Here is a 13,480-nt window from a genome sequence, read left to right as displayed (position 1 = left end):
GTAAAAACGGATGAAAATGTTATTGAATATCCAACACTAGAATCGCAAGATTCATTAAAATCAAAAATGATAAGTACGGAACTACGAAATCCGTATGAAAAAAAATATATGTTCAAATCCCATAAACCGGAGGCGGAGACTATTAATCAGATGATTAGTATAGAGCAACCACAATGGGATGTGGAATGTGAAAGATAAACCTAGGGGACGGAGTTAGTGGTTCATTTTATTTTTGGACCTATAACCCCGTCCCCTAGGCTTATCTTTTCTCACTTAGCGTAACATCTATTTTTTATAAACAAAAATTTCCATATCTGCCACTATAGCTATTCCTTTTTTAATTGCATCATTATATGACACATCCTCATATAATAGTTTCTTGGTAATGTTGTTGTAATCTGATTCATAGAATCGACTCGAAATGATTTCCTTAAGCATCTCGGGAATGTTATATTCAAGCTGTGCTGATGGATTGTTCTTTGACATCATACGATCATCGCGCACCTTATCAATCAAAGAATCCAATTCAGGTGTAATCTCAACCTCAGGAAGCAACTTAGCAATATCATATAGATGCCTCGAATCTCGATCCATCATATTTTGAATACGATAATCACAAACAGCAAATACCTTATCAATAAATGTTCGCTCTAAGGACTGCACCTGCATACTTATCTTTGCTTCAGAAAATGGAATTGGCAAAGTTATTCCGCTCTTTTCACAGAATCTCCCCACAAAGCTATACACATCATGAACTTCCGCTGGATAAACATCCTGATAAAAACTCGTTTCAACAATCAACTCCAGAGGCACTTCACTAAAGAGAGATTCGTATTTAAAAACATATTTGTTATAGCTATGACGAGATTGTATATCTTCTGCATTAGTTAAAGTCAGCCCCAAATCCTCCGCTAAGCTCAAAATTATATTCTTTGTCTGTTTCTTTTCACCTTCTGTTAGCTTGCGATTCATTGACAAATCGATATCTTCTGAAAACCTATCAATGAGACCATACGCTTTGGATAAAGAAGTACCTCCTTTAAACACAAATGGAAGATCACTTTGAGAAACACCTGACAGAATCATAGACTGAATAGTATCTTTTTCAATCATCTGAGTCGTACGGTGTTCTTCAGCAGCCACTGTTTCAATAATCTCTTTCCACTGTCCTTTATAATCTCTATACCAGCTCACCCATCAGGCCTCCTTCGTAAATATTTCTATAAACCTTGTCTGGATATAATGACAAGTATTCTTTTACAACAGAAAAATCCACTCCTACTAAGTTGACAAATTCTTTTAGCTTCGAGTTGAATTTCTGTCCGGAAATTTCACTATACTTGTCAATCATAGACATCAAATCCAAAAACTGTAGTGCAGATTTATTCTTGGCTGTAACCTCTGCGACGGGTTTATATACAACTATAGTATTCCCATCTATCTCATGCTTACGTTGTTTGGTAGACGCCTCATTACTACAAACCTCATAACAAGAAGGATTCTGCGTTGTAAATCCATATTTATTTGCAAGCTGTAACCCCGTTATATAGCCTTCCACTTTTTCTTCTGACCCAAGATACTTCTTCTCAATATATTTATCTATTGAAATCTTTCCCTTTGTTCCTAATATTGTGACATAAGAAAGGAAATATACACCATTATATAAGCGTTCTAACTTACCTTCATCTACAAGTTTCTTCATCTCCTGGCGAAGATAGTCTTTAGAATCACCTGGTAACTCAGTCAAAAAAATAGGCTCACCATTTTTATAATTTTCAATTATATAATCATATACCATCCGCTTCACCTCACAAATATGAAACTATCTATTTCAACTTTATGATACATCCATAGATGATTATTTGCAAGTTTTTATTCTAACAAAGCCTAGGGGACGGAGTTAGTGGTCCATTTTATTTTTTGGACCTATAACCCCGTCCCCTAGTTTTTTTATAAAAAAAATATTTCACAGCCATTATTTAAATAAAGCACAAGTCTCATATATATTTTGGACCTATAACCCTGTCCCAAGAGACCATTTTTATTCATGTAGAAATACTATAAAAAAGAAAGGAACTAGACATGAGGAACAAAAAAATATTTATATCGCTTCTTATGGCAACATCTCTTTTAGCAGAGAATATTAATGCTTATGCTGACGAAAGTGAGTCTGATTATGCTATTGAAGATTTAACTGAACCAACAGATAGCGACGAAGAGAGTAATGACGTAGTTGTGGAGGAAGATGAAGATTACACTTCCAATACAGATGAAGAAAAAGAAGATGAAGATGAAGAAGATGATGAAGAAGATGATGAAGAAAAAGAAGACGAAGAAAAAGTTCAAATTGAAGAAATAGCTGATAATAAAGAACTTTTAGAAGAAGAGGAAGAAGAAAATCTTGAAGAAGAAGAAAAAGTGGTAAAAAAAGCTCTTGCTCGTGTTGCAACAATTTATCATCTAAAGGAGGATGGCACTGTTGTAAAGATTAATCGTACTATTACAGAGGATGAAGATGGCAATATAGCTGTTGAAGATATTGAAGAAGAAATCGGCGAAATGATCGATGGTGAATTCTATCTTACTCATATGGAACCAGTAGAGTATGATCTTTGCCATATTAATATCGAATATTCTAAGGAAATCGAAAAAATTGAGAATCTTAATGGCACAGAGTCAATGAAGACGACTCTGAATACTAATTTCACAATTGGTGCTGGTGAATCTATTATGTCTATTGAACATAGTTCTGATATTTCAGACATTCTTTCTAAGATAGATTTCGGAGATACAGTTAATTCGGGGGTAGATATTGTAGCTTCAATCGATATAGATGGAAATATCTCTATTGAATCAGCAGTAGCAAGAGAGCCAGAACATATCGAATCTGAGATTAAGCTTTTTGAAAAAGCTGAGATGGATTTTGAGTTTGATGTGGAATACAGCGATGAGGAAACACTAGATGGTTCTGAAGAGGAAACTGATAGTAATACCGATGAAGATGCGGTTCCGCTTGATGACGCAATTGTAAAAGAGGAGCTTGCTGTTGTTGAAGAAGAAGCCGAGGAAGCTGATGAGGCCGCAACAGATATAAACATCGAACCAGATAATGATTCGTCAGAAGAAAGTACAGATTCTTCTTCAGATGAAAGCTCAGCTAGTAGTTCTTCAGACGAAAACTCTAATTCGGATATAAAATAGGTTAGAAGGAGATAAAAATGGCAATACGACGTAATAAAGTACCTGCAAGAGAATTGTCTATAGTTGAAAAGAAAAAAAGGTTAAACAAAGAGACTCTAATAACAGGAATAGTGGTATCTTTGATAGTATTTTATTTTGGAATGGCTTTTGAAAAAGTTGACACAATAACTAGAGGTACTTTTACAGAAAAAATCGATGAAATGATATCTCAAATGTCGACAAATCCTTTGTTTGTATTTCCGATAAATTACAGTACGGGAATTGCATGGATGCTGACAATAATTGTCGCTGTGATAATAACAATTCATTATTCTTATTCATATGTAAGAATAAATTCTGGTGATGAAGCTAAAGGTAAAACATTCTGGGCAGACCCTTTTGCTATTACAAAGAAGTATGCGGAAAAGGTAATAGTAAAAGGAAAACTTTTTGGTAGAACAAGATATGATTTAGCTTATAACAATGTTATTAACTCGCGAAACGTTTATGAGTCATTAGATACTAGACATCATTTTCACGCATTAAATACATTTATTATTGGTATTACAGGTTCAGGTAAAACTAGATATGTGTTAAAACCTAACATTCTTCAAATGAACTCTGCTTTTGTGTGTTGTGATCCTAAAGGTTCAACTGCTTCAGCCTTAGGAGAGCCACTAAGACGTTTTGGATACAATGTTAAAATTTTTGATATTTTTACAAAGAAGAATTCTAATACATATAATCCACTTAAATACTGCTACCGGGAGGATGATGTTAGAAAACTTGCCATGACTTTTGCTAGAACAACAGACCCTTCGGCGGGAAAAGCGACAGGTAAAGATCCATTCTGGGATGATGCTATGACAATGCTTATGTGTGCTGAAATATCACTTCTTAAACTTATTCCAGATGGATTGGACAAGCCATATGGTCAAATGACTGAAATTATGGGAGAACAAATAATGGCTCCATGTTTTTCAAATATAGCTGAGCTTGTCCGTATAGCAAACAAGAAATGGTCCCCTTCATGTGGTATTCCACTTTTACCAGGAGTAAAACTTGGTGATGGCAAGAATAATACAGCCAATGCATCGAGACTCTCGGCAATCTTTGAGAATGTCCGTGCCTTTGAAGCGCAGCGCCAAGACTGTGATCCGTCAGAGATACAAAAACCCTATTGTCTGCAATGTTGGGAAGGGTTTTGCCTGGCTCCAGAAAAGACATCTACAACAGTCCTTATGACAGCAGCTACAAAACTTAATGTGTTTGACATAAAAGAGGTAAGAGAACTTACAGATACAGATACAATTGAGCTGGACAAGTTTGGAACACAAAGAGATGCGCTCTTTTTGATTATTCCTCCACAGGACAAGACCTATAATTTTTTAACAGCTTTCTTATATGCACAGTTATTTGATATTTTATATCGAAAATGTAATGAGAGTTTAGCTGGTACATCAGATGTCTATATTAACGATAAAGAGTTTGTTAAACATTTCTCGGCAGAGGATGTAATCCTTGAAAGAGATAAAAATTTTATGAAAGCAATTAAAGAGGGAAAAGTCATTGCTGAAAAAGTAGATGTATCAGGGGTTCACACATTCAAGAAAAATCATAATAAAATTATGGTTGATGACTCATATTACGAAATTAAAGTTGATGGTGAATATGTTACAAGACGACCAGACATGGCTTTGGCGAATAAATTCGTTGATGACTTGAAAAAAGCATCTTTAAGGAATGGCGCAAAAGTTGGATTCTCACCACTGCCTATCCACTTTAGATTTCTACAGGATGAGTTCCCTAATACAGGTCAAATAGAAGGTTATCAGGAAATCCTTTCTACTGTTCGAGAGTATAATATTTCTTGTACTATTATTTGTCAGACTATAACACAGCTTAAAGGCATGTATGAAGATACATATGAAGTTGTTGATGGTAACTGCCCTCAGGTTATATTCCTTGGTGGAGATGAAAATTCAACTGGCGAGTATTTAGCTAGGAAGATGGGTAATACAACAAAGGGTGTTGCTTCTAATTCTATTAACGATGGAGAAAAAATAAATAAATCAATTAATGTTGATGGCGGTGAGTTAATGCGACCAGAGGAGTTTGGCCGCATAGATCCATTAGATGAAATCTTATTTATTTTTGGCGAAATGCCAATTAAGGATAAAAAGTACGACTATCCATCTCATCCAAATTATAAGTATACATATGATTATATTCAGGATTTTGATAAGAATTCTGATGTATATTCATTTGATAGAACAACGCTTGGACCAATAGAGAGTGCAGCAAAACTAAGAGTAAGAAAGCCAAGAGCAATTCCAACCATTCATGACTTTAACATGCAATCTTTCAAAGAAGTTATGGGAAAGTTTACTAAACAAGAAGCTTTCGACCAGCTCGAGACTAATTACAAAGAATACTATGGTAATTCAGAAGAAGACGATTTTACAACTTTCTAAAAAATTTCATAAGAAGGAGGGGATTCCTCTCCTTTTTTTATTAAAAAAAAATCTATGCCCATTATTTATATAAGGTGACACACTTTCAATTTTTAGATAAGGAAGGTTAAACAAAAACTATGAATGAAACAGTAATTCGCAATATTGAAAACTGCAAACAGTCGGTTGAACAAATCAAAGATAGTCTGATGGCAGAGATTAATCAGAATATGGAAAATGGTATTTTTGATGTTCCAACTGATTATAAGAAACTCATTACTTTTTCAACGGAATCTATTAAATTTTTAGCTTATTATTCAAGTGATGAAATTACAAAGGAAGAGCCTAAAGAAACAACATTTGATTCTGATATCATTACAGGAGACGATATACTTGATATTCCAGAGCAGTTCGATGACGACATTAGTCTAGAAGAAGACTTTGGGGAAGAAACACTGAACAATATAGAAATTGAAGATATTCCGGAAGATGATATGAATATTGAGATTGAGGAGGACGAAGTTTTAGAAGATGAAGAAAAACCTTTTAAGGCTAATATAATAGGTGCAGCACCTGTGGCCCCAATAAGGACAGATACTCATCCGTTTGATACGATTTGCTTTGATGAAAGAAACAAGCCAATTTCAGATTTTGTTTATGATAAGAAAATTCTCAGTGCCACAAGAGGTGGTTCAAGAGAAAGACATGAAATTATGATTTATGTATCTCCACTCATGTTGGTAGAAAATCTATCAAATGTTCCGATTTTGGTTCATGCATACTGTGATGGTAGAGTTGTTACAGCAAGTTCATATGATACAAAGCAAGATGCTAAGTCAATCGTTCAAATTGAGATTAATGACTTCCAGCTTCTTTGTAGAGGTGAATTTAAGGATGGTCATTTTAGATCACTTATTTTTACAACGGGGATTTCCGCTATGCAGGGAGACAAGTTAAATACCATTTCAGTTGAAGAAGGAATAGATAGAGTAGATAACTATAACTCTGTGGGACATATTAAGTTTAGAGAGGGGGACACTCTTTTTGAAGTATATCCTCTTTCAAAAACAGAAAACGAGTATGTGGCGATAACAATCACTGAAGAATTTACAGATTATGAAGTGGTTGCTTTAACATACGGTACCACAAGACCAATATATGTAGTAGACGGAGTGGAAAAAGAACTTGTAGCTTACCATGATGGAGATACTTTTACCGCTGAATTAATTAGTACAAATAGATAATGAAGTTTTATTCAAATATAAAAGGAAAATGAAATGGATAATCAGATTACTTTAATCGGAGCCGTAAAACTTTTAAAAAGTAAAGATTATTTTATCTTAACATACTTAACTAAAAATCAAGTCAAGAAGAAGTATGAAATGAAAGAGACTGTTTGTTTCCACACCAAGGAAACTAGAAGTAGCAGAGATGCCATAAGAACAGGAAATATAGTTCTTATAACCGGCCAGATTATGAGCAACAAAGAAGATGAGGATTTATTAATTATAAATCCGATATCGTATCACATATTAGAGCCCAATGGAAATAAAAAAGAAACCGCTTATTTAATTAGGTTCGGAATTGATTACAACCGAATTCATGTTGTAAATCCAACCGAGAATTCGCATTTTATTACGCATCCCATTCCTATAAAAGATAATGTGGACTGGAATGGGGCTTTAAGTACTAAAAGTCTTATAGGACTTTCTATTCCAGTTTTTTCTCAGCAAAAATTATATAGTTAAAGGAGTTACTTATGAAGAAAAGAATTATTAGTTTGGTGCTTTTGAGTGCTATTTTGGTAAGCTCTATTGTTTCTATGACAGCTTGTGGCTCGAAAGAAGAGGAGCCAACTGCTTATACAGAAACAATTACTACTGAAATTGACCCATCTGTACCCAATATAACAGAGATGACAAAAGCGGAAATTTTGTCTCTTTCTGCAGAAGAGGTTAAACAATCAGTAGAGAATTATCTTCCAAACTACAGAACGATTTATAAAATCGATGAAAATAGAGAAATGACTGATAAAGATTGGAAGTCTCTAGCAACAATCATTTGTATTCAGCTCTATGGTTCAGCAACTATTGAAAATTCTGAATCAGAAGAGGGTGACGCTGAGAGTCATGACATCTACGTAGCACCAACATATGATGACATTTATCCAATGACCCTTAAAGAATTTGCGCTCTATATGAATAAAGCTGTTGATACTCAGTACGGTGAAGAATATAGAACGGAAAATGAAATAGATTATACAAAACTTACTGATGAGGAATTACAGTCCCAGAAAGATGCTTTGTTGGATACACTCTTCTAATTATGAAAAGCTTATCATTTTTTTATAAATGAACATTATTTATATATAAGCTAAACGCACAATCCAATTTGTTGGCGGTTTACAGTAAACATATTTCACGAAGGAGATTAAAAAATGGATGAAAATATGATTATAAATGAAGATAAGCAAGCAAGGACCACTCTTACAGAAAAGGTTTTTGAGGGCAGTACACCAGAACAGGTTATGAATAGTGTTTCTAAATATTTAAAGAAAAATGGAGTGGCGCATTTTCTTGTTATAGAGAGTTCTGACAATAAGAAGATTCCCTTTAATTACAAGTGTGCGCTCCCTATGGAGTTTGGTAATAGGAACACTCTTAATAATTCATTTTTCTTTGAGTATTTACAACATAAACTCCTCACTGAGGAGATGTATAAACGCGCTCAGGAAAATGGCCTTGAAAAGATTGATGTTGAATCATATATTACTGGAGTTACTTCAGCAGGTCAGGTTAATTATGATGCCAGCAAGATGCTTGCAGGACTTAATGATGAGAATATATATAGTATATTAGCCAGTATTTTATCTTCAACAGTTCAAAATCGTATAGCTTAGTGGCACAAGAGTAGAATGCAAGAGAAACTCATATTAATCTTTGGCTAGAATTATCTGAAAATGTGTTTTTTTTGTTAACACTCTATACGAATTATTCTTTTTAAATCGAAAATACCTTATAATACAATGAGGCATTTGATAGTGCATTATCAGATGCTTCTTTGTTTTTATGAAGCAGGAAAGAAAGTTAGAAAGGGATAAAATGGAACGACATCCTATGATCCAAGTTTTATCTGCTGATGGAAATAAAGAGATTGGATTACAATCAATATTATTAAATAACCGTAATATTTTTTTATTCGGGGAGATAAATGACGAAGCGTTGTATTCTTTTACTTTACAGTTGTTTTCTTTAGTTGATTCAGATGATAAAATAAACATTTTTATTAATTCTCCTGGGGGAGATGTTTTATCCGGTTTAGCAATTTATGACTTAATCAGACAATATAGAAATCAAATTGATTTATATTGTATAGGAATTGCCGCCTCAATGGGAGCAATTATTTTATCTGCGGGTTCAGAAGGCAGACGATTTATTTTGCCCCATTCGAAAGTAATGATTCATGAGCCGCTTTTGGCGGGGAATCTAGCCCAAAAATCAGCCTCATCAATCCAAGCTACCGCCGAATCAATATTAGAAACTAAAGATTTGCTTGTACAAATATTATCTGAGAATACAAAAAACACCAAGGAATTTGTGGAGCAAGCGATAAGTCATGATAATTTCCTGACTGCTGAAGAAGCAATAGATTTTAAGATTGTAGATAAAATCGTCGAGGAGATAAGGGTCTATGAATAAAACTGTGTATCCTAATGGAGAACATTTTTCAAGAGACGATAAACGTACAGGTGTTAATAACAACATATGCGTCTGCGGAACTTCTGGTACAGGAAAAACTAGAAGCTGCATTATACCTAATATGCTTGAATTATCAGGTAATTATATAGTTACGGATCCTAAGGGATTTTTGTATAAAAAATATAAAAAATATTATGAAGATAACGGTTATGATGTAAAGAGAATATCTTTTATACATCCTTCGGAATCGGTTTGTTATAATCCGCTGGCATTTGTACATTCTACTCACGACATACAAAAACTTGCATATTCTTTTGTTAAGGCAGATAAATCTGCGAACACACATAACGATCCATATTGGGACGAGCAGGCACTGTTCCTAATTAATTCAGTCTTTGCATATTTGTTGGATTGTGAAAGACTTGATGCAATAGATGAACTTCCAGCTAATCTTAATAGTGCTATTAATTATATTAGAAAAGCAAATGAAAGATCATTAGTGGCTGCCAGAAGGGATGCTATTTCCTTTGTCAAACAACAGCCAAGTAATATGTATGTTTATGAAGTTGCGTTAGATAATTTTGTTATTCAATATGGAGAAAGCTTTGCTTCAAAACAATATAAAAATATTTTATCAGCTCCTGAGAAAACATACAGCACAATTGTTACTGCAGCACTATCAAAGTTTTCTTCACTAGAGACAGATGAACTAGCAGCAATGCTAGAAAAGAATGATATTAATATAAAAGATTTTGTGAATAGTAAATCGATATATTTTGTAGAAGTTTCAGATACAGATTCCTCAATGAATTTACTTATTAATATATTCTTCACTCAGATGTTAAATGCATTGTGTGAATATGCTGATACGAAATGCAAAAATGGACGACTCCCAAGAGATGTAATATTTATTATGGACGATTTTCCATCATATTATATTACTGATTTTGATAAGATAATAAATAATATTAGAAGCAGAGGAATCTCAACAATAATCACTACTCAGACGCTGAAGCAGTTAAGCAATGTTTATCCTAATGGAGATGCCATTGTATCCAACTGTGATACGCTTTTATTTATGGGGACAAATGATTATGAGACTGCAGTTCTTATATCTCAAAGAACAAATAAACCAAAATATGAAATATTGAATATGCCAATTAATACTAGCTATATAATACGGCGAGGCGCTCAGCCTCAATTCGTTCAGAATGCAGATACAGAAGAATTAATTGAGTCATATTACATTTAAATATTTAAAACTATAGCCTATGGAGTAAAGCCATGGGCTATTTTTATTACTATGAAATGTGTTTGAAAATGAAAGTTACAAGTGAATATTCGTAAACGGTAAATCATCCGTACCTTTCTAAAATTTAGCCGCGCCCGCAGGCGCGACAATTACTTCACTGGTTTTCTACATTCACTTGGAAGTTCATCTGACCAAGGAAGTAGTTTATCCATAAAACTTCTATCTGTATCATCCAGATGCTCTGGGATTACAGTAAGAAGATATTTGAAATACTCATAAGGTTTTAGGTTATTAGCTTTTGCTGTTTCGGCAATGCTATAAGCTATAGCACTTGCTTTAGCTCCGGAGATTGTATCAATCATCACCCAGTTTTTCTTTCCGATGCAGAATCCGCGGATTGACTGCTCAGCAGCGTTGTTATCCATAGGGACTTCACCATCTTCAAGAAAAACTTTAAGATACTGTTCCTGGTTGATTGAATACTGTAATCCTTTATGAGTTTTACTGTTAGCTAATACATTTGGTTCAACTTTATGAACCCACGCAAAGTAGGCCTCAACTAGAGGCTTGACAGTTAGCTGTCGATGTTCATATCTCTCTGCTGTAGAAAGGTCACTTAACTTTTTCTCCTCGCGATAGATAGCCTGAATCATCTTCAATGCTTTATTCGCAGTGCAGGATCTTTGTTTATCCTTCGATGTAGCCTTTAAGGCTTCATCGAATCGGCGTCTTGCGTGCGCCCAGCATCCCGCGATTGTCAGGTCATCACGCTCCTTTTCAATCGAGTGATAAACCTGATAGCCATCTGTAACACAGATGCCTTTGAAATCCTTGAGAAATTCTCTTGGATGATCGGACTTTCTAGTCCGTTGGTAATCATAAATTACAATCGGTTTATCCTTGTACATCTTGCCTGTACGGTAAACCCACATGTAACTCTTTGAACCAGCATCACGACCATCCTTGTTAACTAGACAAGGAGTTTCATCAGCTTGTATTACGTGATAGTCATACAAATGCTCATGAAGATAATCATAAAAGACTGCTAAATATCTGTCAGCACATTGGATAACCCAGTTAGACATTGTCTGGCGTGAAATATTAATACCAACTCTGTTGTACTCAGCTTCAATACGATATAGCGGCATCGCATTTACGTATTTAGCATTATAAACACCAGCAACAGTACTCGCTGAAGCAAGGCTATTTCTTAGTAGCTGCTTTGGATGATTAGCTTTAACCATTCGCTCTGATTTAGAACCAGAATAAACAGCCACGTGGTGTTCCTCAACTGAAACAGAAGCAGGTGTGTATTTATACCTTGTATAGACTTCGTCAGGAAGACGCTTCCAAGTTTCATCACCAAAGAAGCTCTTAAGTTCTTCCTCAGTCATTTCATGAGGGATTTCTTCAACAGGAAGACCTTTGATATCTTCTTCCTTTTTGCCTTTAGATTTCTTACGAGTGATGGTAACCGTTTCTTCATCGTCATCATCGAAGTAATCATCTACAAAGGCTTCAGCCTCATTGAAAATGATTTCACCATCCTCGATGGTAAATGACAGTTGGTTAGATTCATCAGCTTTTTCAGATGAACGACCAAAGCGCTGACGATTCATATCAGCCATCTGTTCAAGCAGAAGCTGCATCTTGTTATCGATGGATTCAAGTTGCTCCTGCTGATTTAAAAACAGCTGTATTAGCATCGCTTTGTCAAAGTTATTCAGTTGTTCCTCTGTGAATTTAACTGACATAATCGCTCCATTTCTTATGGAACTATTATAGCTGAAATGCCGTATTTAAGCTAATTTGCAGCACCTTGGCATTCGTCATAATGCCTATATTTGTACGCTTCACAGAGCTTATATATGAAAGGCTATGAATTAGCCATTTCAATTGATTTAATGGTATTTCCAGAGAAAATATGCCCACAAATGAGCCTTATTTAAGGCTTTAAACAAGAAGAAAATCGCTTAAAATTAGCGTTTCTTGGGCGCTTAAAAATTCTCTGTTTTATACAAAACTAAACGATTTCTTTAGGCTCTTTGAGTTCTGAAATCGGATGTTTAGCGACTATAGTAAAACCACTCATTAACCTTTGATACTGTTCAGCTGAAATTGCCAGAGCTTCTGACTCAGTCCTAGGCCAGGCAAAAGCACCAACCTCAAGTCTTTTATAAAGAAGGAGAAAACCATCACCTTCCCACACAAGGCCTTTTATCTTGGTTGCTTTTCTACCACAAAACAAAAACAGGGTATCCTTGTCAAAAGGATCGAGATTGAATCTCAGCTTTACAAATGATGCCAACCCATCAATACCCTGACGAAGGTCAGTGTAACCTGTTGCGATGTAAATTTTCTTAAAACTGGTGGTATCATTGAGCATGGCTTATGGCTCCTATCAGTTTTAATAGAAATGCTTCTGAAATATCTTCTGATATTTCAATCCTAGCATTACCACAGATGATTGAAGCTACACCATGAGCTATAGGTTTTGGAACTGTTACTGGTTCAGGTAATTCAACAAACGATTGCACCGGCAATTGGGGCTGCGGTAATTCTATCGTTTGAAGTTTTTTTGACTGTTGAAGTTCATCTACATATACCTCTTGAACTTTACGAAGATGATCATAAAAAGTTGGTGGTTTAATACCTTTTAAAGAACACCAGTCTTTAACAGACATACCTTCAGGTCTTGAGTTGTATTCTTGAACCTCAGCAAACCATTGTTGATAACGAAGCTCTTTCTTAAGTTGAGCCGACTTATTCATAAAGATACCTCCTGTATGTCGGGCACTATACATAGTCTACATACTATGTAAACACCCCATAGTTTATATACAGGATTATCTCAAACTATATGAACGGGTACGAGGTACCCACTATTTAACGTTTAC

At 34.9% G+C, this 13,480-nt stretch carries 14 protein-coding genes; 9 read left to right on the top strand and 5 right to left on the bottom strand.

Annotated elements, in window-relative coordinates:
* Positions 1–198 (top strand): hypothetical protein (locus BLP50_RS14470; RefSeq protein WP_207645747.1); only part of this gene is annotated, 198 nt, incomplete at its 5' end.
* A gap of 87 nt (positions 199–285) precedes the next feature.
* Here BLP50_RS14470 and BLP50_RS13725 read toward each other — a convergent pair.
* Positions 286–1,194 carry a nucleotidyl transferase AbiEii/AbiGii toxin family protein gene (locus BLP50_RS13725; protein ID WP_090155766.1) on the bottom strand — a complete coding sequence of 303 codons (909 nt, stop codon included), beginning with the start codon at positions 1,192–1,194 and terminating at the stop codon, positions 286–288.
* Positions 1,181–1,798, bottom strand: coding sequence for a hypothetical protein (locus BLP50_RS13720; protein WP_090155764.1), 618 nt, complete (start codon positions 1,796–1,798; stop codon positions 1,181–1,183). Before BLP50_RS13720 ends, BLP50_RS13725 begins: the two co-directional genes overlap by 14 nt.
* Positions 1,799–2,115: 317 nt before the next feature.
* Here BLP50_RS13720 and BLP50_RS14390 point away from each other — a divergent pair, with 317 nt between their 5' ends.
* From BLP50_RS14390 to BLP50_RS13675, 8 genes are all read left to right on the top strand, one after another.
* Complete coding sequence (locus BLP50_RS14390; RefSeq protein WP_176753789.1) at positions 2,116–3,201, top strand: hypothetical protein; 1,086 nt, start codon at positions 2,116–2,118, stop codon at positions 3,199–3,201.
* A 17-nt stretch (positions 3,202–3,218) separates the two neighbouring features.
* Complete coding sequence (locus tag BLP50_RS13705; RefSeq protein WP_090155760.1) at positions 3,219–5,654, top strand: type IV secretory system conjugative DNA transfer family protein; 2,436 nt, start codon at positions 3,219–3,221, stop codon at positions 5,652–5,654.
* Positions 5,655–5,773: 119 nt separating this feature from the next.
* Positions 5,774–6,877 carry a hypothetical protein gene (locus tag BLP50_RS13700; protein WP_090155758.1) on the top strand — a complete coding sequence of 368 codons (1,104 nt, stop codon included), beginning with the start codon at positions 5,774–5,776 and terminating at the stop codon, positions 6,875–6,877.
* 33 nt (positions 6,878–6,910) lie between these two features.
* The gene (locus tag BLP50_RS13695) at positions 6,911–7,381 is read left to right on the top strand and encodes a hypothetical protein (RefSeq protein WP_090155756.1); all 471 of its coding nucleotides are present in this window, start codon (positions 6,911–6,913) and stop codon (positions 7,379–7,381) included.
* An 11-nt stretch (positions 7,382–7,392) separates the two neighbouring features.
* Positions 7,393–7,956: a hypothetical protein gene (locus BLP50_RS13690; protein ID WP_090155754.1), complete on the top strand. Its 564-nt coding sequence runs from the start codon at positions 7,393–7,395 to the stop codon at positions 7,954–7,956.
* 114 nt (positions 7,957–8,070) lie between these two features.
* Positions 8,071–8,532, top strand: coding sequence for a hypothetical protein (locus BLP50_RS13685; RefSeq protein ID WP_090155751.1), 462 nt, complete (start codon positions 8,071–8,073; stop codon positions 8,530–8,532).
* A 169-nt stretch (positions 8,533–8,701) separates the two neighbouring features.
* Entirely contained in the window at positions 8,702–9,331 is a 630-nt protein-coding gene (locus tag BLP50_RS13680) for a ClpP family protease (RefSeq protein ID WP_090155741.1), read from the top strand.
* Entirely contained in the window at positions 9,324–10,583 is a 1,260-nt protein-coding gene (locus tag BLP50_RS13675; protein WP_090155739.1) for a VirD4-like conjugal transfer protein, CD1115 family, read from the top strand. Before BLP50_RS13680 ends, BLP50_RS13675 begins: the two co-directional genes overlap by 8 nt.
* A gap of 149 nt (positions 10,584–10,732) precedes the next feature.
* On the opposite strand, the gene tnpC is transcribed toward BLP50_RS13675, so the two are convergent.
* From tnpC to BLP50_RS13660, 3 genes are all read right to left on the bottom strand, one after another.
* Positions 10,733–12,337, bottom strand: a complete 1,605-nt coding sequence (tnpC, locus tag BLP50_RS13670; RefSeq protein WP_090151003.1) for an IS66 family transposase — start codon at positions 12,335–12,337, stop codon at positions 10,733–10,735.
* A gap of 269 nt (positions 12,338–12,606) precedes the next feature.
* Positions 12,607–12,969, bottom strand: coding sequence for an IS66 family insertion sequence element accessory protein TnpB (gene tnpB, locus BLP50_RS13665; protein WP_072919712.1), 363 nt, complete (start codon positions 12,967–12,969; stop codon positions 12,607–12,609).
* A complete protein-coding gene (locus tag BLP50_RS13660; protein ID WP_090151000.1) occupies positions 12,959–13,354 on the bottom strand; it encodes a hypothetical protein in 396 nt (131 codons plus the stop codon). Before BLP50_RS13660 ends, tnpB begins: the two co-directional genes overlap by 11 nt.
* Between the last annotated feature and the right edge of the window lie 126 nt (positions 13,355–13,480).

Source organism: Pseudobutyrivibrio sp. AR14 (genome assembly GCF_900101325.1).
GTDB lineage: Bacteria > Bacillota > Clostridia > Lachnospirales > Lachnospiraceae > Pseudobutyrivibrio.
Note: the sequence above shows the minus strand (reverse complement) of the source record. Positions and strands in the feature narration are given on the sequence as shown.

Excerpts from the sequence above, each read along its gene's own strand:
- BLP50_RS13720 (WP_090155764.1), bottom strand. The coding sequence starts at position 1,798 with ATGGTATATGATTATATAATTGAAAATTATAAAAATGGTGAGCCTATT.
- BLP50_RS13695 (WP_090155756.1), top strand. The coding sequence starts at position 6,911 with ATGGATAATCAGATTACTTTAATCGGAGCCGTAAAACTTTTAAAAAGT.
- tnpB (WP_072919712.1), bottom strand. The coding sequence starts at position 12,969 with ATGCTCAATGATACCACCAGTTTTAAGAAAATTTACATCGCAACAGGT.
- BLP50_RS13680 (WP_090155741.1), top strand. The coding sequence starts at position 8,702 with ATGAAGCAGGAAAGAAAGTTAGAAAGGGATAAAATGGAACGACATCCT.
- BLP50_RS13690 (WP_090155754.1), top strand. The coding sequence starts at position 7,393 with ATGAAGAAAAGAATTATTAGTTTGGTGCTTTTGAGTGCTATTTTGGTA.
- BLP50_RS13700 (WP_090155758.1), top strand. The coding sequence starts at position 5,774 with ATGAATGAAACAGTAATTCGCAATATTGAAAACTGCAAACAGTCGGTT.
- BLP50_RS13705 (WP_090155760.1), top strand. The coding sequence starts at position 3,219 with ATGGCAATACGACGTAATAAAGTACCTGCAAGAGAATTGTCTATAGTT.
- BLP50_RS13675 (WP_090155739.1), top strand. The coding sequence starts at position 9,324 with ATGAATAAAACTGTGTATCCTAATGGAGAACATTTTTCAAGAGACGAT.
- BLP50_RS14390 (WP_176753789.1), top strand. The coding sequence starts at position 2,116 with ATGGCAACATCTCTTTTAGCAGAGAATATTAATGCTTATGCTGACGAA.
- BLP50_RS13660 (WP_090151000.1), bottom strand. The coding sequence starts at position 13,354 with ATGAATAAGTCGGCTCAACTTAAGAAAGAGCTTCGTTATCAACAATGG.
- BLP50_RS13685 (WP_090155751.1), top strand. The coding sequence starts at position 8,071 with ATGGATGAAAATATGATTATAAATGAAGATAAGCAAGCAAGGACCACT.
- tnpC (WP_090151003.1), bottom strand. The coding sequence starts at position 12,337 with ATGTCAGTTAAATTCACAGAGGAACAACTGAATAACTTTGACAAAGCG.